The sequence below is a fragment of the Pseudomonas sp. AN3A02 genome (assembly GCF_011765255.1).
In the GTDB taxonomy this organism is placed as follows: domain Bacteria; phylum Pseudomonadota; class Gammaproteobacteria; order Pseudomonadales; family Pseudomonadaceae; genus Aquipseudomonas.
The window spans coordinates 128,442-147,847 of record NZ_JAARNI010000012.1; the positions used below are offsets into that span (position 1 = coordinate 128,442).

A 19,406-nucleotide genomic window follows, 5' to 3' on the forward strand; every position below is an offset into this window, starting at 1 on the left:
TCCTCTCAGGCTTGGAAACGACGGATGGAAAATGCTTCGATGGGCTGCCGGCTGGCCCCCGTGCAGACGATTTCTGCCAGGGCTTCACCGACCGCAGGGCCGAGCTGGAACCCGGCGCCGGCGAAGCCGAAACCGTGAAGCAGGCCGGGTTGGGTGCTGCTGTCGCCGATCACCGGTTCGTGGTCGGGTAGATAACCTTCGGTGCCGCTCCAGGTGCGAATTGCCTGGGCACCTTTAAGGAACGGGTACAACTCGCCGGCGTTGCGCAGAATCTCCAGCACCGCCGCTTGCCCCGGCCGGGCTTGTTGCGGGCCCAGCGCAAAGCCGCGACCGCCACCGAGGATGCAATTGCCCCGGGCAACTTGCCGCGCATAGATTCCGCCGCCTTCGACGCCGGTGCTCACGTCCATCACCACCGGCAACGGCTCGGTCACCAGCATCGCCGGGTGCGCCGAGGTCATCGGCACCGGTTCGCCAAATTGCGCGGCCACGGTACTGGCCCAGGCGCCGGCGCAGTTCAACAGCCAGCGGGCTTGCAGCTGCACACCATTGGCACAGCGCACCTGAAACAGCAGGCCGTCATGTTCAACCTGGGTGACTTCGGTTTGCTCCATCACCCTCGCACCGTGGCGTTGCGCGGCGCGGGCAAAGGCGGGGGAGACCAGGCGCGGATTGGCGTGGCCGTCTTCGGGGCATAACGAAGCGCCGACCGCCACATCACCCACCCACGGAAAACGCGCCCGCAATTGAGCGTGATCCAGCATTTGCAATCCCAGCCCAAAGCCCCGAGTGGCGTCGGCGTAAACCTGCAAGGCGGCCAGGTCCTCGTGACTGCGGGCCAGTTTCAAATGCCCGGAGCGCACGTATTCGCCATCGATCCCAATCAGCCCCGGCAAGTCGGACCACAGCTCATGGGCACGTTGCGATAACGGCAACTGATGCAATGGCCGCCCCTGGCGTCGCACGCCGCCATAGTTAACACCGCTGGAGTGCGAGCCACAAAAGTCCCGCTCCACCAGCACCACGCGTCGACCTTTCTGCGCCAGCATCAAGGCCGCTGAAGCGCCGACAATCCCACCGCCCAACACGATCACTTCGCTGTCGATCATGGCTGCACCTCCACGCCAAACGGCAAGGGTTTGATCGGTGCCTGGCCCCGTAGGCGGCCAACGTTTTGAATCTCGCGCCCACTGCGTTCGGCAATGATTTCTGCCGTTGCGAGCCCACACATCCGGCCCTGGCAACGGCCCATGCCAATCCGGCAATGGGCCTTGACCCGGTTCACTTCCCAGTGGCCTTCATCCACCACCGCGCGTACTTCGCCGACACTGACTTCTTCGCAGCGGCACAGGATCAATTCATCCGGGGCTCCAGCGGCCCATTTTTCAGGGAACGGGAAGGCGGTTTCCAGGCCATGGCGAAAGCGCTGGATCCTCGCCAATTGTTGTTCAAGCACCGGCGGCCGACGAGAGTCGATGGCAACGCCGGTGTCTTCCAGCAAGGCCAACGCCGCTCGCTCGCCCGCCATTTGCGCCGCATCGGCGCCCATGATTCCTGCACCGTCGCCAGCCAGATACACGCCCGCGACACTGCTACGCCCGGCCGCATCTCGCTGGGGCAACCAGGCGCGGTTCAATGCATTCCAGGCAAATTCACAGCCGAGTAAATCCGCCAGTTGGGTCTCGCTACGCAGGGCATGGGCGAAGGCCACGGCATCACAGGCGATTTCCTGTTGATCCCAGTGGATGCCCGTCACTCGTTGCTCGCCGCCGATGTGCGACAGCGTTGCCCCTTGATGCACCGGGATGCCATGGGCCGTGAGCCAGGCGCGGTAGTACAAACCCTTGGCCAGGGTCGCCGGCTGGCCGAGCAATGCCGGCAAGGCGCGGCATTGGGCGCTGAATGGCGCACTGTCGAGTACCGCCACCACCTTGGCCCCGGCCTTGGCGTACTGATACGCCACCAGGTACAGCAACGGCCCGCTGCCGCAAAACGCCACGCGCTCGCCGATGGCGCAGCCTTGATACTTCAGTGCGATTTGCGCAGCGCCCAGGCTGTACACGCCGGGCAAGGTCCAGCCCGGCACCGGCAGGATGCGGTCGGTGGCGCCCGTGGCGACGATGATTTGCGCGTACTCGATGCTCTCGGCGTGGCCGTTATTGAGCATGTCCAGACGGCCATTTTCCGCATTCCACACCAGGGTTTCAGGCCGGTAGTCAACAAGCGTGGCTAGCTCATCCATGGTGCGATGCAGCGCCGTCGCCTTGCCCGCTTCAAACCCATACAACTGCTTGGCCGAGCGCTGGAAGTTCGCCGGTTGGCGCCGATAGATCTGGCCGCCGCCGCGCAGGCTTTCGTCCACCAACACCGGGGTTACGCCATGGTCCAGCAAGGTCCGGGCTGCGGTAATGCCCGCCGGGCCTGCGCCTACTATCACCACTGTCTTCATGCCTGGCGCCCCGGATCACGGCGAATCGCCTGGCCGTCTTCGAGCAAGGTCGAACACGCGCGCACCCGGCGACCGTCCTCAAGCCGTACCCAGCAATCCTGGCAGGCGCCCATCAGGCAGAAACCGGCGCGGCGTTCGGCGCTGAAATCACTGCCCCGCAGGTGCTCGGCGCAGGTCAGTACGGCGGTCAGCAAGGTGTCCCCAAGCAAGCCCGTGGCAGGCTGCCCGTCGAGGGTGAAGGTGAGGGTGGGCCGCTCGGTCTCGGCCAGTCGTTTGAACAGCGCCATCAATGCTTCCCTACCAAAACGCGATCCAGGCCGTAGACCCGGTCCAGCAGAATCATCGCCGCCGCTGTCAACCCGATCACCAGTGCCGACACGGCCGCCATCATCGGGTCGATGGATTCGGTGGCGTACACGTACATGCGCACCGGCAAGGTTTGGGTGGCCGGCGAGCTGACAAAGATCGACAGGGTCACTTCATCGAAACTGTTGATGAACGCCAGCAACCAGCCGCCGGCCACGCCGGGCAAAATCATCGGCAAGGTGATCTGGCGAAACAGGGTGAAGCGGCTGGCGCCGAGGGATTCGGCGGCCTGCTCGGCGCTGCGATCGATGCCGATGGCGGCGGCCAATACCAGGCGCAATACGTAAGGGGTGATGATCACCACGTGGGCCAGCATCAACCAGGTGAAGCTGCCGTTGACGCCCATCATTGCGAACAGCCGCAGCATCGCCACCCCCAGCACCAGGTGCGGGATGATGATCGGCGAGAGGAATAGCGCACTGAAGAAGTTGCGGCCGGGGAACTGGTAGCGACTGATTGCCAGGGCCGCCGGTACCGCAATCAAGGTCGCCAAGGTGGCGGCCACGAACGCCAGCACCAGGCTGTTATAGAACGCCTGGATAAAGTCGGCGCGTTCGAACACCGCATGAAACCAGCGCAGGGAGAAGCCCGACGTCGGCAGGCTCAAGGTGTTTTCCGGGGTGAAGGCCACCAGGCACACCACCACCAGCGGCGCCATCATGAACAGCACCACCAGGCCGTGAAAGCCCAGGGCCAAAGGACCGTTTCTGGACATCGTCTTATACTCCCAGGGACTTTTTGTAGCGGCCTTCGACCATGCGGTTCCAGCTCAGCATGATCAGCAAGTTGACTAACAGCAGCACCACCGCGATGGTCGCGCCCATGGGCCAGTTGAGTTCCGAGAGGTATTGGTCGTAGACCACCGTGGCGACCATCTTCAGCCGGCGTCCGCCCAACAGGCCGGGGATCGCGAAGGAGCTGGCGGCCAGGCCGAACACGATCAGGGTGCCGGAGAGCACGCCGGGCATCACCTGTGGCAACACGATCTTGCGCATCACCGTGGCCTGGCTGGCACCCAGGGACAGCGCCGCCTGTTCCGCCGACGGGTCGAGCTTTTGCAGGGAGGTCCACACCGGGATGATCATGAACGGCAGCATCACGTGCACCAGTGCGATGATCACCGCGAATGAGGTGTAGAGCAGCTTCACCGGTTTGCCTCCGAGGGCCTGGATCACCTGGTTCACCAGACCATCGGCACCCAGCAGCAGGCTCCAGCCAAACGCCCGCACCACCACCGAAATCAGCAGCGGGGTGAGGATCAGGATCAGGAAGATCGAGCGCCACGGCGTGCCCATGCGGCTGAGGATGTAGGCCTCGGGCACCCCGATCACCACGCACAGCAAGGTCACCAGGGCACTGATCCAGAAGGTGCGCCAGAAGATCTCGTAGAAGTAAGAATCGCTGAACAGCGACAGGTAATGGGCGAAGGTCCACTCATCGGCCTTCACCCCCACCTGATAGTCGAACACGTTGAATGACAGCACCAGCGTCAGGCCCAGGGGCAGGATCAGCAGCCCGAAAAACAATACCAGCGCCGGCAACGACAACAGGTAGCCACGGCTCATGCGCGCACCTCATCGGCGGCCAGTATCCGCAGCAGGCTCGACTCCCAGTCCAGGCCTACCGCTGCGCCGCAACCCAACGGCGCACTGCCGTCGTTGCGGCGGACCACGGTCAGCTCGCCGATCTGGGTCTTGATGCGGTATAGCCATTGGCTGCCGAAGAAATAGCTGTCGAGGATCTTGCCTTGCAGGCGCCCTGAGCCGGCGGCCACCAGGTCGATTTTTTCCGGGCGCAGGCTCAGGGTCAGTTCACCGCTGCCTGGTTCGAAGCGCACTTGCGGCGCGCCGAGTTGATCGAAGTCGCCCGTCAGCAGATTGGCCTTGCCGACAAAGTCCGAGATAAAGCGCGTGCGCGGGTGTTCATAGAGTTTGTACGGTGCGTCGATCTGGGTGACGCGCCCGGCCTGCATCACCACCACGCGGTCGCTGATGGACAGCGCTTCGGCCTGGTCGTGGGTGACCATCAAGGTGGTGATCCCGACTTCGCACTGGATGCGGCGGATTTCGAACTGCATCTCTTCCCGCAGGTTGGCGTCGAGGTTCGACAGCGGCTCGTCCAGCAGCAACACCGGCGGTTCGATCACCAGGGCACGGGCCAGGGCCACGCGCTGGCGCTGGCCGCCGGAGAGTTCCCGCGGGTAGCGCTCGGCGTGAGGGGCCAGGCGCACCAGTTCCAGCACGGTCTTGACTCTGCTTGCGATCTCGCCGGCGGGCACCTTGCGCATCTTAAGGCCGAATGCGACGTTGTCGCGCACGCTCATATGGGGGAACAGCGCGTAGCTCTGGAATACCACGCCGAGGCCACGGCTGGCGGGTTTGGCGTGGGTGATGTCGCGACCATCGAGGAGGATCTGCCCACCGGTGACGTCGACGAAGCCGGCGATCATTTGCAAGGTGGTGGTCTTGCCGCAGCCCGAGGGGCCGAGCAGGGACACGAATTCGCCTTTTTCCACCGCAAGATCAGTGGCGACCACCGCGTCGACGGCGCCGTAGCGTTTGCTCAAGGCGTTGAGTTGGAGAAAAGCCATGTCTGCGTTCCACCTTTTTGAGTCGCGTCGAAACGCGCTTTTTTGTTTTGGGCAGATGCGAAAAGGGTGTTGCGGGTGCGTTGGCGCTCGATCTTGAGTCGGCTGCCGTTAGTTGTTCATTTCGCCCCTGTGGACGCAGATTAGGGCGAAAGACTAGGATGGCGGAAGATGGAATTTCACTGTATAGAGTACTTTTTTCAGTTTCATTCACTGATCAGAATTTAGTGTGAGATATCGGCTTATGGATTCCACTGAGCGGAACGAAAGTGTCAAGGAAGTCGGCGCCGGTGGCGTCTCCCGATTGTTTGCATTGCTGCGCATCCTCGGCGCGGCACCGGACGGTGGTGAACGGGTGACGCAACTGGCGCAGCAGGTGGGGTTGTCGCAACCTACCACCCACCGACTGCTGCGCAGCCTGCTGGACGAGGGCATGGTGGAGCAGGATGCGCGCAGCAAGCGCTACCGGCTGAGCCTGGAGTTCTTCGCGCTGGCAGCGAACGCGGGCAACACCGGCAACCTGCGGGACCTGGTGCGGCCGAGCATGTTGCGCCTCAGTGCTTCGCTGGGGGATTCATTGTTCCTGCTGGCGCGCAGCGGGTTTGATGCGATCTGCCTGGACCGCAGTGAAGGGCCGTACCCGATCCGTACCTTTACCGGTGACATCGGCGGGCGCGTGGCGTTGGGCGTGGGGCAGGGCAGCCTGGCGATCCTGGCGTTCCTGCCGGAGGAAGAGCGTGAGACGGTGATCCGCTACAACTTGCCACGGCTCAAGGATTTTCATCTGTACGACGAAGTGTTTTTGCGCTCGGAGGTGGAGAGTGTGCGGCGGTTGGGGTATGCGGCGCGCAATACCGGAGTGCTGGAAGGCATGGCCGGGTTGGCGGTGCCGATCCTGGACCGCAATGGGCATGCGGTGGCGGCGTTGAGTGTGGCGACCATCAGTGACCGGCTGGGGCCGGGGAGGTTGCCGACGGTGGTGGAGTTGTTAAAGCGCGAAGCGGCGGCGATCGGGCCGAGGATCAACCCGTTTGATCCGACGTTGAGGCGGCCTTCACAGATCTTCGGTGGGTAGGTAATACCAGTAACGACACAGATCAACTGTGGGAGCGGGCTTGCTCGCGAATGCGGCGTATCAGTAAAAAATTTGGTGACTGATACACCGCATTCGCGAGCAAGCCCGCTCCCACATTTTAGACCGTGGCCATCTGTGGGATCCGGGTTGGACTCATCGCTGCCATCGCCACCGAAGTCGCCGCCGTCCTGGTCTCCACCCCCAACTTCACATACACATGCTCCAGATGCTTGTTCACCGTCCTCGGGCTCAACCCGAGAATGTCGCCAATATCCCGATTGGTCTTGCCACACGCCACCCAGCGCAACACCTCGACTTCCCGCTCCGTCAGCTGAAACCGCGCCGACAACAGCTTATGCGCCGGCTCATCCTCCAGGGTGATCACGCTCGGCTGCGTCGCCGCCCGCGCCGACAATAGAATCCGCGAGGTACGCAAATGCGCCGCCACCCGCGCCAGCACTTCATCCGTCTGGATCGGCTTGGTCACGTAGTCACTCCCGCCCACCTCAAACCCCTGCACCACATGCTTGCTGTCGGTGAGCCCGGTCATGAACACCACCGGAATGTCCGCGCTGGCCGGTTGCGCCTTGAGCCGGCGGCAGGTTTCAAAGCCGTCCAGGCCGGGCATCACCGCGTCCAGCAGGATCAAATCCGGGCGCCGGCGTTGCACGCGGTTCAGGGCGCTGAGGCCGTCCAGCGCCACCAGCACCATGTAGCCGGCGTCGTCCAGGGCGTCGGAGAGCATGGCCAGGTTGTCCGGGGTGTCGTCGACAATCAGCACCACGCCGGGCTCAGCGCTGTGGGTCAAGGCATTCATCTTCGGCCTCCTTCAGGATTCGGTTGAGTTCTTCCAGGCGAAAGCTTTTCAGCAGCGCCCGGAGCTTGTTGATGAACGGTGCGGTGCCTGGGCTTTCCAGCACGATGGCGTCGAGCTTTTCATGCAAACCACGCACATAGCCGATGGCGTTCAATTCGGCGAGCACGGCGAGTTCTTCAGCGCTGGGTAGCGCACCCTCTGTAGCGACCGGCGCGGCAATCGGTGTCCGGCGGCGCAGCCATTGCAAATCCAGGTGCAGTTGCACGCGCCCGAGCAATTCCGAAGTGCGCACCGGCTTGGCCAGGTAGTCGTTGCAGGCGCCGGCGATACTGCGTTCGCGGTCGTCGGTGAAGGCGTTGGCGGAGATGATGATAATGGGCGCGGTGGACAGCGCGTTACGCCGGATCAGCCTGCTGGTTTCCCAACCGTCCATGGTCGGCATCGACAGGTCCATCAGGATCAGGTCCGGCGACAGCAGCGCCACCTGGCGGATCGCCTCCTGGCCGTTACTCGCCTGGGCGACTTCGAAGCCCAGGGGCGTGAGCATGCCGCTGAGCACCTTGCGATGGTCCACGTGGTCGTCCACCACCAGGATGCGCCGCCGTTCGCCGTGGTAGCCGATGATGTCGTGTTCAACATGCACCACGGCCTGCGGCACCCGGACCTGGGACAGGAACAGCCGCACCTGGAAGCAGGTGCCCTTGTCCAGTTCGCTGACCACCCGTAATTCGCCGCCCATCAACGAGGTCAGCATGCGCGTGATGGTCAAGCCGAGACCTACGCCTTTGTCCTGGCGCATCAGGTCGCCACGTTCAAACGGCTGGAAAATCCGCTCGATCTGCTCCGGGTCAATGCCGATGCCGGTGTCGATGATCTCGAAGTTGGCGGTCTCGCGCATGTAGCTGACCCGCAGGCGCACCTCGCCGCTGTCGGTGAAGTTGATCGCATTGCCCAGCAGGTTGATCAGGATCTGCCGCACACGTTTTTCATCGCCACGCACCACGGCGGGAATCTTGCCCACGCAGTCCAGGCGAAAGCGCAGGCCCTTGTCTTCGGCCTGGGGGGTGAACATTTGTTCCAGGTCGTGGATCAGTTCCGGGAAGGGGATTTCGGTGAGTTCCAGGCGCAACTTGCCGGCCTCGATCTTCGCCACGTCCAGCAGGCCGTCGATCAGCGACAGCAGGTGCGAGCCGCTGCGCAGGATGGTCGCCAGGGCATCCTGGTGCTGCTCGGGCATGGCGCTGTCACGCTGCAGAATCTGGGTGAAACCGAGGATGCTGTTGAGGGGCGTGCGCAGTTCGTGGGACAGCCCGGTAACGTAGCGACTCTTGGCAGCGTTCGCGGCTTCCGAGGCTTCCTTGGCTTGTTGCAGGGCCTGGTCGGTGAGGCTGTGGGCAGCGATCTCCTGCATCAGCAGCGAGGTTTGCCGGTCGGATTCTTCCTGGGCGACCCGCCGGCTTTCGCGGGTGAGTACCACCCACCAGGCGAGTACGGCGGCCAATACCGAGAGCGTCAGGAAGGCCTTGAAAAACGCCTGGTACAAGGTCTGCGAATGGGGCAAACCCTGGGCGGCCTGCATATAGATCAGCGCCAGTGCTCCGGCGAGCATCAGTACCAGCGCCATCAACAATCCGAGGTAATGCGCCAGTCGGGTATGCAGGCGCGGCACCAACGTTGTCGGCAGCAACCAGCGCAACACGCCTTCGAACTGACTGGCCAGCCGCGCATGGGGTTTGCAGCGGTCGCCACAACGCGCATCCAGTGAGCAGCAGAGCGAGCAGATCGGTGTGCTGTAGGCCGGACAGAACGCCATGTCGGCAGTTTCAAACGGGTTGCTGCACAGCCCGCAGATCACCAGGCCGCTGCCGGGTTGCGGATGAATCAACTGCGCTTCGCTGCTGCGGGCAATGTAGTAGCGGCCTTTGGTCAGCCATGCCAGCAGCGGCGCCATGACCAGCGCCGTGCCCAGTGCGACAAACGGTGGCGCTGCCTGGGCCAGGGCGCCGAACAGGCCGAAGTGGGCGAGGATCGACAGCAGCGAGGCAATCAGCATTGAGCCGACGCCCACCGGGTTGATGTCGTAGAGGTGCGCGCGCTTGAACTCGATGTGCTTGGGCGACAGGCCCAGGGGCTTGTTGATCACCAGGTCGGCCACCAGGGTGCCGATCCACGCGATGGCGATGTTGGCGTAGAGCCCCAGCACCTGCTCGATCACGTCGAACACCCCCAGCTCCATCAGCATCAAGGCGATTGCCACGTTGAACACCAGCCACACCACGCGGCCGGGGTGGCTGTGGGTCACGCGGGCGAAGAAGTTCGACCAGGCCAGGGAGCCGGCATAGGCGTTGGTCAGGTTGATCTTCATCTGCGAGATGAACACGAACAGCACCATCGCCCCCAGCGCCCATTCGGGAGAGGAGAACACATAGCCGAACGCGACGAGGTACATCTGGGTCGGCTCGGCGGCGCGCTCCATGGGGATTTCATGTTGCAGGGCAAGAAAGGCCAGGAACGCCCCGGCGAACATCTTCAACGCGCCCGGCACGATCCAGCCGGGCCCGGCGCACAACAGCGCGGCCCACCAGCGCTTGCGATTGGCGGCGGTTTTTTCCGGGAGGAAGCGCAGGTAGTCCACCTGTTCGCCGATTTGCGTAACCAGGGACAGCGCCACGGTGCAGGCGGCGCAGAACGACAACAGGTTGAAGTCACCGCCGTCGCTGCTGCGGCCGACGAAGCTGGTCCAGTCGCTGAAGGCTTCGGGGTTTTTCCACAATACAAAGCCGTAAGGCAGCACCAACAGCACCAGCCACAGCGGTTGGGTCCAGAGTTGCAGGCGGCTGATCAGGGTTACGCCATAGGCCACCAGCGGGATCACCAGCACCGAGCAGATGACATAGGCGATGGCCAGCGGGATATGGAAATACAACTCCAGGGCCAGGGCCATGATCGCCGCTTCGAGGGCGAAGAACAGGAAGGTGAAGCTGGCGTAGATCAGCGAGGTGATGGTCGAACCGATGTAACCGAAGCCTGCGCCACGGGTCAGCAGGTCCATGTCCACGCCATAGCGGGCGGCGTAGTAGCTGATGGGCAGGCCGGTGAGAAAGATCACCAGGCTGATGGCGAGGATCGCCCAGAAGGTGTTGGTGAACCCGTAGCTTAAGGCCAACACCCCGCCGATGGCCTCCAGCGCGAGGAACGACACCGCGCCCAAGGCGGTGTTGGCGATGCGCAGTTCCGACCATTTGCGGAAGGACTTCGGGGTGTAGCGCAGGGCGTAGTCTTCCATGGTCTCGTCGGCGACCCAGGAGTTGTAGTCGCGGCGAATCTTGACGATGCGCTGGGTGCCGGGGAGGGGATGCAAGGTGGGTGGCTCCAGGAAGTGGGCAAGGTTGGATGAGCAAGTTCCATGCCCTGGAGGCGCCGCGGGTCCAAATGTGGGAGCGGGCTTGCTCGCGAATGCGGTGGATCAGTGAATACATTCGTTGCTGACCCACCGCATTCGCGAGCAAGCCCGCTCCCACATGGGATCTCCACAGTTTGTGAAGGGCGCGATCCTGCTCGAAAATGGTGCGCAACGGCATACGTCAAATGACGTACGCCGTTACGTCAGGCTGCGTATACCCGCCGTGGCCACCTGCCGCCATGCTGAACCCCTCATTGCAGAGGAGTCGCCCCATGGAATCACGATTGATCCGCTCCAAACCGTTGTTGGCGTTATCACTGCTGGCGGCCAGTCTGTTCAGCCATGGCGTCATGGCCGACAACGAAGGCCTGGCGGTGACGCCTACCGAAGTCACCGTGGGCCAGCTGCACTCGGCCACCGGCACCATGGCGATTTCCGAAACCGGTTCGATCCAGGCCGAACGCCTGGCCATCGAGCAGATCAACGCCTCGGGCGGGATCCTCGGGCGGCAGATCAAGGTGATCCAGGAAGACGGCGCGTCCGACTGGCCGACCTTCGCCGAAAAGGCCAAGAAACTGCTGGTCAACGACAAGGTGGCGGCGGTGTTCGGCTGCTGGACCTCAGCCTCACGTAAAGCCGTACTGCCGATCTTTGAAAAAGAGAACGGCCTGCTCTACTACCCGACCTTCTATGAAGGCCTGGAACAGTCGAAAAACGTGATCTACACCGGGCAGGAAGCGACTCAGCAAATCCTCGCCAGCCTCGACTGGATCGCCAAGACCAAGGGCGCCAAAACCTTCTACCTGGTGGGCTCGGACTACATCTGGCCGCGCACCTCGATGAAGATCGCGCGCAAGCACATTGAAAACGTCCTGCACGGCACCGTGGTCGGCGAAGACTACTACCCGCTGGGCAACACCCAGTTCGGTTCGCTGATCAACAAGGTCAAGCTGAAAAAGCCTGACGTGGTGTTCGCGGCGGTGGTGGGCGGCTCCAACGTGGCCTTCTACAAACAACTCAACGCGGCGGGCGTGAATTCATCCAAGCAAACCCTGCTGACCCTGTCGGTGACCGAAGACGAACTGCTGGGCATCGGCGGCGAAAATATGGCCGGCTTCTACGCCTCGATGAAGTACTTCCAGAGCCTCGACAACCCGAACAACAAAGCCTTCGTGGAAGCGTTCAAGGCCAAGTACGGCAAGGACGCGGTGATCGGTGACGTGACCCAGGCGGCCTACCTCGGCCCATGGTTGTGGAAAGCGGCGGTGGAGAAGGCGGGCAGTTTCGACGTGGATAAAGTCGTCGCCGCCTCCCCGGGCATCGAGCTGAAAAACGCGCCGGAAGGCTACGTGAAGATCCACGAGAACCATCACCTGTGGAGCAAGTCGCGCATCGGTGAAGTGCAGCCAAACGGGCAGTTCAAGGTGATCTACGAGTCGGATCTGATCGAGCCGAATCCGTTCCCGAAAGGCTACCAATAAGCCTGGATCTGGCGCTGATCTAAAGGTGGGAGCGGGCTTGCTCGCGAAAGCGGAGTGTCATTCACAGATGTATTGACTGATGCACTGCATTCGCGAGCAAGCCCGCTCCCACATAAATCAAAAGCAGACCTTGGTTTTCATCATTACCTCCCGCTCAGGAGACCATCATCATGGAATGGCTATCGGAATTTGGAGCCATCGCGGCGATGCAGGGGTTCAACGGCTTGTCCGTGTTCTGCGTGCTGTTGCTGATGGCATTGGGACTGGCAATCATCTTCGGCCAGATGGGCGTGATCAACATGGCCCACGGTGAGTTCCTGACCATTGGCGCCTACACCACTTACGTCTGTTCCAGCCTCACCGCGCACTTCGCGCCGAGCTTTCAGCCGTATTACTTTTTCATTGCCATTGCCCTGTCTTTCCTCGTCGCCGGTGCCGTCGGCTGGCTGGTGGAATGGGCGATGATCAGCCGTTTGTACAAGCGCCCACTGGACACCTTGCTCGCCACCTGGGGTTTGTCCCTGGTCATGCAGCAAACCTTCCGCTCGGTGTTCGGCGCCCGTGAAGTCAGCGCCGAACCGCCGGCCTGGCTGATGGGTTCGGTGAACCTCACCGACGCCATCGAAATCCCGCGCAACGGCCTGTTCATGATGGGCCTGACCCTGCTGCTGACCGGCGCGATTTTCGTCATGCTCTACCGCTCGCGCTGGGGCCTGCAAGTGCGCGCCACCGTGCAAAACCGCTTGATGAGCCGCGCCGTGGGTATCAATACACGCAAGGTCGACCGCATGACCTTCGCCCTCGGTTGCGGTGTGGCGGGCGTGGCCGGTGCGGCCTTCACCACCATCGGTTCCACCGGGCCGACAGCCGGTTCGCAGTACATCGTTGACACCTTCCTGGTCGTCGTATTCGGCGGCGCGCAAAGCCTGTTCGGCACCATTGCCTCGGCATTCGTGATTGCCCAGACCCAATCGCTGTCGGAGTTTTTCCTCAGTGGCTCGATGGCCAAGGTGCTGACGTTGTCGTCGGTGATCCTGATCCTGATGCTGCGCCCGCAAGGGTTGTTCTCCATCAAAGTGCGCAAGTAGAGGCGAACCGATGAAGGCTCTAGACAAACTGCTGGGCGGCCAGCAAAACCTGATCGGCATCGTGCTGCTGGCGGTGTTGATCCTCGTGGTGTTTCCGCTGACCCTGGATGCGTTTCGCCTGAACATGGTCGGCAAGTACCTGACCTACGCGTTCGTCGCCGTGGGCCTGGTGCTGTGCTGGGGCTATGGCGGGATTCTCAGCCTCGGGCAGGGTGTGTTTTTCGGCGTCGGCGGCTACTGCATGGCGATGTTCCTGAAGCTGGAAGCGTCCGATCCCGAAAGCACCAGGATCCAGTCGACGCCGGGCATTCCGGACTTTATGGACTGGAACCAGATCACCGAACTGCCGTGGCTGTGGCAGCCATTCCACAGCTTCACCTTCACCCTGTTCGCGGTGATTGCGGTGCCGGTGTTGCTGGCATTCATCATCGGCATGGCGCTGTTCAAGCGGCGGGTGGGCGATGTGTATTTCTCCATCGTCACCCAGGCGATTGCGCTGATTCTCACGGTGCTGATCGTCGGCCAGCAAGGCCTCACCGGTGGCGTCAACGGCATCACCGACCTCAAGACCCTGCTGGGCTGGGACCTGCGCGGTGACGGCGCGAAGATGATCCTGTATTTCATCAACGCCGGGCTGCTGTTTGGCTGCATCTTCATCGGCCGTTTCATCCTCGCTTCAAAGCTGGGCCGGCTGTTGATGGCCATGCGTGACAAGGAAGAGCGGGTACGGTTTTCCGGGTATGACGTGGCCAGTTTCAAGATCTTCGTATTCTGCGTGGCGGCCGCGTTCTCGGCGATTGGCGGGGCAATGTTTGCCTTGCAGGTGGGCTTTATGTCGCCGTCGTTCGTGGGGATCGTGCCTTCCATCGAAATGGTGATCTTCGCGGCGGTGGGCGGGCGCATGTCGCTGCTGGGCGCGGTATATGGGGCGTTGCTGGTGAACTACGGCAAGACCTACTTTTCCGAATCCTTCCCCGAGCTGTGGCTGTACCTGATGGGCGGGTTGTTTATTGCGGTGGTCATGTACTTCCCCAACGGCTTGGCCGGGTTGTGGGACAGCCATGGTCGCCAGGCCCTGGCCCGACTGTTGCGGCGCAAGCCGGTGGTCAAGGCCGAACCCGCGAAGATCAAGCCCAAGGCTGAAGCCAAGATCCTGGAGACACAACCATGACCGCCGTCGGTTTTGAAATGAAAAAGCCCGTGTTGGCCATTGAAGGGCTGACCGTGTCATTCGACGGCTTCAAGGCGGTCGACAACCTCAACCTGTACATCGACCGCAATGAAGTGCGGGTGGTGATCGGCCCCAACGGTGCCGGCAAAACCACGGTGCTGGATCTGATCTGCGGCAAGACCCGCGCCACCAGCGGCAGCATCCAGTTCGACGGCCAGGAACTGACCAAAATGCGTGAATACAACATCGTGCGGGCCGGGGTAGGGCGCAAGTTCCAGAACCCGTCGATCTACGAAAATCTTACGGTGTTTGAAAACCTTGAAATGTCGTATCCGGCCGGACGCAAGGTCTGGGGCGCGCTGTTTTTCAAGCGCAATGCCCAGGTGGTCGCGCGGGTCGAGGAAGTGGCGCGGGAGATCTTCCTCGGTGATTTGTTGCAGCAGCAGGCGGACCTGCTGTCCCACGGGCAAAAGCAGTGGCTGGAGATTGGCATGCTGCTGATGCAAGACCCTGAATTGTTGATGCTCGATGAGCCGGTGGCCGGGATGAGCGTCAACGAGCGGGCGCAAACTGCCGAGTTGCTCAAGCGCATCAGCCAGGGCCGTTCGGTGCTGGTGATCGAGCATGACATGGAGTTCGTCAAGAGCATTGCCCACAAGGTCACGGTTTTGCATCAGGGCAAGGTGCTGGCCGAGGGCAGCATGGAGTCGGTGCAGAGCAATCCGAAAGTCATTGAAGTGTATTTGGGCCACTGAGGAGTCGGGCATGTTCAAGATCGACAAACTGTCGTGTGGGTACGGGCAGAGCCAGATTCTTCACGACCTGGAACTGGATGTGGCGAAGCGTGAGATCGTCGCGGTGATGGGGCGTAACGGGATGGGCAAGACCACGCTGTTCAAGAGCCTGATGGGGATTCTGCCGCAGTGGCAGGGGCAGGTGAGTGTGGATGGGCATGATGTGTCTGGGCTTGAAACCCATGAGCGGGTGGCGCGGGGGATTGCCTATGTGCCGCAGGGGCGGATGATTTTTCCCAGCATGAGTGTGTTGGAGAATATTCAGACCGGGTTGCCGGCGGCGGCACGGGGCAGGGTGCCTGAAGATTTGTATGCGCTGTTTCCGGTGTTGTATGACATGCGTTCGCGCAAGGGTGGGAATTTGTCTGGGGGGCAGCAACAGCAATTGGCGATTGCTCGGGCGTTGGCGACGAATCCTAAGGTGTTGTTGTTGGATGAGCCGACTGAGGGGATTCAGCCTTCGATCATCAAGGACATTGCTCGTACGCTTAAGGAGATTCGCAATTTGCGGGATTTGACTATTGTTGTTTCTGAGCAGGTGTTGTCGTTTACGCTGGAGATTGCTGATCGGTTTTTGGTGATTGAGAAGGGGAGGTTTGTGATTGAGGAGACTCGGGATCGGGTGGATGAGGCGACCATTAGTCGGTATTTGTCGGTGTGACTTGGTTGAGTACATATCCGTTATTTAGGTAACGGCGGCTTATGGTTCCGCTCTTACAGCGGGTCACTTTTGGCAAACGCCCGGAATGCCGGCCCAGCCAAAAGTAACCAAAAGGTCTTTGCCCCACCACTCGGTGCCTCGCCTGGGCTCGGCATGCCCGCACTCCGGCCCGGTTCCGCGGGCCGCCGCGACGGGCCATCCATGGCCCGGCGCGGCTAAATCGGCTTCCCTGCCGATTTACCCGCTCCACCGTGCCTACTTGCGGCCATCGTGGTTAACGGGGCCCGCAGATCAAGATCAAAAGCAGATCAAAAGCAGAGCACAGCGGCCTACCGGCCGGCTTGAGTGTGGTGAAGCAAAGGCAACAGCAAAATCAGAAGCTAAAGCGGGCACGGTCCAAATGTGGGAGCGGGCTTGCTCGCGAAGGTCGTTAACGATGACGCTGGCATTCTGGATGAACGCGGCGGTCTCAGGTTTTTCGCGAGCAAGCTCGCTCCTACATAAAACAGAAAAGCAGCTTTGCTTTCGCTCTTAACACTCAAGCCGGCCGGTAGGCCGCTGTGCCCTTGATCTGCTTTTGATCTTGATCTTAGGCGCCCCGTTAAACCACGCTCCAAAGCCGGAGTGCGGGCACACCGAGCCCAAGCGAGGTGGCGAGTGGTGGGGCAAGAGCGTTTTGCTTACTTTTGCGCTGTTCAAAAGTGAGCCGCTGTAAGAGCGGAACCCATAGTCGCCGTTACCTTAATAACGGATATACACGCAACCCAGCTCAGCCCATGCCCAGTCACAGCACCAGCCGAACCTCGGCACACAATCCACCCCCATCCCGATTGCTCAAGGTCAACTCCCCACCAATCGCCACCGCCAGTTGCTGGGCAATCGCCAGCCCCAGCCCTGTACCACCGGTGCCGCGATTACGCGAACTCTCCACCCGATAAAACGGCTGCATCACCTGCACCAGCTCATCCGCCGCAATCCCCGGTCCCCGGTCCAGCACCTTGATCGAAAGCTCACCCGCCGCCGTCGACCCCACCTGCAACTGCGCCGCCCCGGCGAACTTCAGCGCATTGTCCACCAGGTTTACCAGCACCCGACGCAACGCATGGGGCCGCGTATCCAAAACCACCGCGCTTTTACCGGTCAGGCTCACCTGCTTGTTCATGTCCTGGTAATCAAACACCAGGCTGTCGAGAAACGCATCCAGGTCGATCCGGCAACTGGCCTCGGTGGACCCATGCACACTGCGGGCATAAGCCACACCCTCGCGTACCAGATGCTCCATTTCCCCCAGATCACTCCAGAGCTTTTCCCGGTCCACCGAGTCCTCCATGAACTCGGCGCGCAATTTCATGCGGGTGATCGGCGTCTGCAAATCATGGGAAATCGCCGCCAGAATCTGCATGCGCTCCTTGAGGTACTCGGCAATCCGCTTCTGCATCTCGTTGAACGCCGCCGCCGCATGCGCCACCTCGGTGGGGCCGGTTTCGTCCAGCGGTGTCGGGCGCGCATTCGGGTCGAGGGTTTCCACCGCCCGTGCCAGGCGTGTCAGCGGGCGGATGGCGATGCGTACGGCGACCCAGGTGCATATCAGCAACACCAACAACTGCAGCACCAGCACCACCGGCAGCCAGAAGGCAAACGGGATGGGCTTGGGGTGTACATCAATGGTGATCGGGCTGCCATCGGCCAGGGTCAGGTGCGCCTGGAAGTGTTTTTGCAGGCCCGGGATGTCGCGAAAGGTCAGCGGGTAATGCTCGCCCAAGGCATCGGCAATCGAGGTGGCGGCCATGGGCACGTCGTCGCTGGCCATCGGCTCGCCGGGTTCACCGGCATTCAGCAGGTAGCGGTAGGCGTTGCGGTCGAGGCGCGGCAGCCAGCTGGCGCGCTCGGCGGCGGGCAGGCGGTCGAGGATCGCGATCGACGTCGACACGTCGTTCTCCAGGTTACCCAGCATCACGCTCCGGGCACTCACGTAGCGCTCATAGAACTGCGCGCTGAACGACAGGGCGTTCGCGCACAGCAGGCTGACGATGAAAATCACCGACAGTTGCGCCGCCAGTGTGCGCGGCCAGCGGAACGTTAGGGTCATGCCGAGTCCCCAAGGATTTCCACCGCCAGGGAGAACACATAGCCTTCGCTGCGCACGGTCTTGATGTAGGCCGGCTCGCGGGCGTCGTCCAGCAGGCGCTGGCGCAGGCGGCTGACCAGCAGGTCGATGGAGCGGTCGAACAGGTCCGCGTCCCGGCCCTGGGTCAGGTTCAGCAATTGGTCGCGATTGAGCACGCGCTGCGGATGGTCGAGGAAGACGCGTAACAGGCGGTATTCAGCGCCGCTCAGGGCCACCAGGGTGTTGTCTTCGTCCAGCAGATGGCGGGCGGTGGTGTCCAGGCGCCAGCGGCCAAAGCGGATCAGCCGGCCGCTTTCGGTCACCACCAGGTTTGGCGGCAGCATCCGCGTGCGGCGCAGCACGGCGTTGATGCGGGCCAGTAGTTCACGGGCGGCGAAGGGCTTGACCAGGTAATCATCGGCGCCCATTTCCAGGCCGATGATGCGGTCGGTTTCATCGTTGCGCGCGGTGAGCATCAGGATCGGCGTGGCCTTGTGCTTGCCCACCCGCAGTTCGCGGCACAGCTGCAAGCCGTCGTCGCCGGGCATCATGATGTCCAGCACGATCAGGTCCACGGGCGTGGTGTCGAGGAAGCTGCGCATCTGCCGGCCGTCAGCCACCACGGTGGTGCGCAGGCCATTCTTTTTCAGGTAGTTGCCCACCAGTTCGCGGATCTCCCGATCGTCATCGACAATCAGAATGTGATCGACGTGATCCATGCTGCCTTCCTCGTTGAATAGTCATTGATGCGCAGTCTAGCCACTGCCGGTGGGCTTGCCTTGTGCCCTTTGTATTGCAGTGTATCTGGCAGTGACCAGATACACATCGACGCAAAAATCCGGGCTTGGCCGACACAATCGAGATACCTCGCAAAGTTCAAATGAGCTCATCGAGGTAATCCGCCTCGGCCCACTTGAAACCCCGGAGAACCGCACATGAATCTCAAAGCTACCTCTGCCGCCTGCCTGTTTGCTGCACTCACGGGTTTGAGCATTACCGGCCATGCCGAAACCACCGCCAGCCAGCCGGATATACACCAGGTGGTGTCCATCACCGAAGAAGCCGGCAGCAGCGCCCTGTGCGGCATCGTCAATTCGCACCTGACCTACCTCGATTCCCAAGGCCAGCGCCACGTCCTCGACTACCGCAAATTTTCCAGCAACTGCCTTGAAGGCAGCTGAAGAGACTGCCATGACCCGACTCAACAGCTTTCTCAGCGCCTTGGCATTTTCCATGGCGGGCGTGGCGGCGGATGTGAACGCCGCTACCGCGAAAAAACTCACCGGCAGTGAAACCTGCTTCCAGAACACGCCGGTGGCGCAAAACGGCGCGGGTCGCAAACGCGCCGAAACACCCCCGGCCACGAGGTGACACCCATGAATTTCATCCAATACCTGCGCCGCTCAA

Annotated in this window: 18 protein-coding genes; 8 read left to right on the plus strand and 10 right to left on the minus strand. The window is 61.9% G+C overall.

Annotated features, from left to right (window positions below; genetic code table 11):
* Positions 1–5: 5 nt before the first annotated feature.
* From HBJ59_RS28220 to HBJ59_RS28245, 6 genes are read right to left on the minus strand one after another with little or no spacing between them, the layout of a single operon-like run.
* Positions 6–1,109: an FAD-binding oxidoreductase gene (locus tag HBJ59_RS28220; protein WP_167665443.1), complete on the minus strand. Its 1,104-nt coding sequence runs from the start codon at positions 1,107–1,109 to the stop codon at positions 6–8.
* On the minus strand, positions 1,106–2,449 hold the full coding sequence (locus HBJ59_RS28225; RefSeq protein ID WP_167665444.1) for an NAD(P)/FAD-dependent oxidoreductase: 1,344 nt from the start codon (positions 2,447–2,449) through the stop codon (positions 1,106–1,108). Before HBJ59_RS28225 ends, HBJ59_RS28220 begins: the two co-directional genes overlap by 4 nt.
* Positions 2,446–2,736: a (2Fe-2S)-binding protein gene (locus tag HBJ59_RS28230; protein ID WP_076015746.1), complete on the minus strand. Its 291-nt coding sequence runs from the start codon at positions 2,734–2,736 to the stop codon at positions 2,446–2,448. The genes HBJ59_RS28225 and HBJ59_RS28230 overlap by 4 nt, the downstream gene beginning before the upstream one ends.
* Entirely contained in the window at positions 2,736–3,530 is a 795-nt protein-coding gene (locus tag HBJ59_RS28235; RefSeq protein WP_003218275.1) for an ABC transporter permease, read from the minus strand. Before HBJ59_RS28235 ends, HBJ59_RS28230 begins: the two co-directional genes overlap by 1 nt.
* Before the next feature lie 4 nt (positions 3,531–3,534).
* Positions 3,535–4,380: an ABC transporter permease gene (locus tag HBJ59_RS28240; RefSeq protein ID WP_003218273.1), complete on the minus strand. Its 846-nt coding sequence runs from the start codon at positions 4,378–4,380 to the stop codon at positions 3,535–3,537.
* Complete coding sequence (locus HBJ59_RS28245; protein ID WP_167665445.1) at positions 4,377–5,405, minus strand: ABC transporter ATP-binding protein; 1,029 nt, start codon at positions 5,403–5,405, stop codon at positions 4,377–4,379. Before HBJ59_RS28245 ends, HBJ59_RS28240 begins: the two co-directional genes overlap by 4 nt.
* Positions 5,406–5,646: 241 nt before the next feature.
* Between HBJ59_RS28245 and HBJ59_RS28250 the strand changes: the two genes are divergently transcribed.
* On the plus strand, positions 5,647–6,477 hold the full coding sequence (locus tag HBJ59_RS28250) for an IclR family transcriptional regulator (protein ID WP_167665446.1): 831 nt from the start codon (positions 5,647–5,649) through the stop codon (positions 6,475–6,477).
* Between the two features lie 118 nt (positions 6,478–6,595).
* Here HBJ59_RS28250 and HBJ59_RS28255 read toward each other — a convergent pair whose 3' ends face one another.
* Together HBJ59_RS28255 and HBJ59_RS28260 are read right to left on the minus strand one after the other, a co-directional pair.
* Entirely contained in the window at positions 6,596–7,294 is a 699-nt protein-coding gene (locus HBJ59_RS28255; protein ID WP_008430557.1) for a response regulator, read from the minus strand.
* A complete protein-coding gene (locus HBJ59_RS28260) occupies positions 7,269–10,655 on the minus strand; it encodes an ATP-binding protein (protein WP_167665447.1) in 3,387 nt (1,128 codons plus the stop codon). The genes HBJ59_RS28255 and HBJ59_RS28260 overlap by 26 nt, the downstream gene beginning before the upstream one ends.
* Before the next feature lie 314 nt (positions 10,656–10,969).
* Between HBJ59_RS28260 and urtA the strand changes: the two genes are divergently transcribed.
* The 5 genes from urtA to urtE all read left to right on the plus strand — a co-directional run bounded on the left by urtA (position 10,970) and on the right by urtE (position 15,892).
* Positions 10,970–12,178, plus strand: coding sequence for an urea ABC transporter substrate-binding protein (urtA, locus tag HBJ59_RS28265; protein WP_017475234.1), 1,209 nt, complete (start codon positions 10,970–10,972; stop codon positions 12,176–12,178).
* A 170-nt stretch (positions 12,179–12,348) separates the two neighbouring features.
* On the plus strand, positions 12,349–13,266 hold the full coding sequence (gene urtB / locus HBJ59_RS28270; protein ID WP_063028859.1) for an urea ABC transporter permease subunit UrtB: 918 nt from the start codon (positions 12,349–12,351) through the stop codon (positions 13,264–13,266).
* A 10-nt stretch (positions 13,267–13,276) separates the two neighbouring features.
* Positions 13,277–14,437 carry an urea ABC transporter permease subunit UrtC gene (gene urtC, locus HBJ59_RS28275; protein WP_167665448.1) on the plus strand — a complete coding sequence of 387 codons (1,161 nt, stop codon included), beginning with the start codon at positions 13,277–13,279 and terminating at the stop codon, positions 14,435–14,437.
* On the plus strand, positions 14,434–15,192 hold the full coding sequence (gene urtD, locus HBJ59_RS28280) for an urea ABC transporter ATP-binding protein UrtD (protein ID WP_017475231.1): 759 nt from the start codon (positions 14,434–14,436) through the stop codon (positions 15,190–15,192). The genes urtC and urtD overlap by 4 nt, the downstream gene beginning before the upstream one ends.
* Before the next feature lie 10 nt (positions 15,193–15,202).
* Positions 15,203–15,892, plus strand: a complete 690-nt coding sequence (urtE, locus tag HBJ59_RS28285) for an urea ABC transporter ATP-binding subunit UrtE (protein ID WP_167665449.1) — start codon at positions 15,203–15,205, stop codon at positions 15,890–15,892.
* Between the two features lie 784 nt (positions 15,893–16,676).
* On the opposite strand, the gene HBJ59_RS28290 is transcribed toward urtE, so the two are convergent.
* Both HBJ59_RS28290 and HBJ59_RS28295 read right to left on the minus strand, forming a co-directional pair.
* Entirely contained in the window at positions 16,677–17,981 is a 1,305-nt protein-coding gene (locus tag HBJ59_RS28290; RefSeq protein ID WP_167665450.1) for an ATP-binding protein, read from the minus strand.
* On the minus strand, positions 17,978–18,718 hold the full coding sequence (locus HBJ59_RS28295) for a response regulator (RefSeq protein ID WP_063028866.1): 741 nt from the start codon (positions 18,716–18,718) through the stop codon (positions 17,978–17,980). The genes HBJ59_RS28290 and HBJ59_RS28295 overlap by 4 nt, the downstream gene beginning before the upstream one ends.
* A 216-nt stretch (positions 18,719–18,934) precedes the next feature.
* Between HBJ59_RS28295 and HBJ59_RS28300 the strand changes: the two genes are divergently transcribed.
* Both HBJ59_RS28300 and HBJ59_RS28305 read left to right on the plus strand, forming a co-directional pair.
* Positions 18,935–19,180 carry a DUF2790 domain-containing protein gene (locus HBJ59_RS28300; RefSeq protein ID WP_167665451.1) on the plus strand — a complete coding sequence of 82 codons (246 nt, stop codon included), beginning with the start codon at positions 18,935–18,937 and terminating at the stop codon, positions 19,178–19,180.
* A 10-nt stretch (positions 19,181–19,190) separates the two neighbouring features.
* Positions 19,191–19,370 carry a hypothetical protein gene (locus HBJ59_RS28305; protein WP_167665452.1) on the plus strand — a complete coding sequence of 60 codons (180 nt, stop codon included), beginning with the start codon at positions 19,191–19,193 and terminating at the stop codon, positions 19,368–19,370.
* Positions 19,371–19,406: the final 36 nt, after the last annotated feature.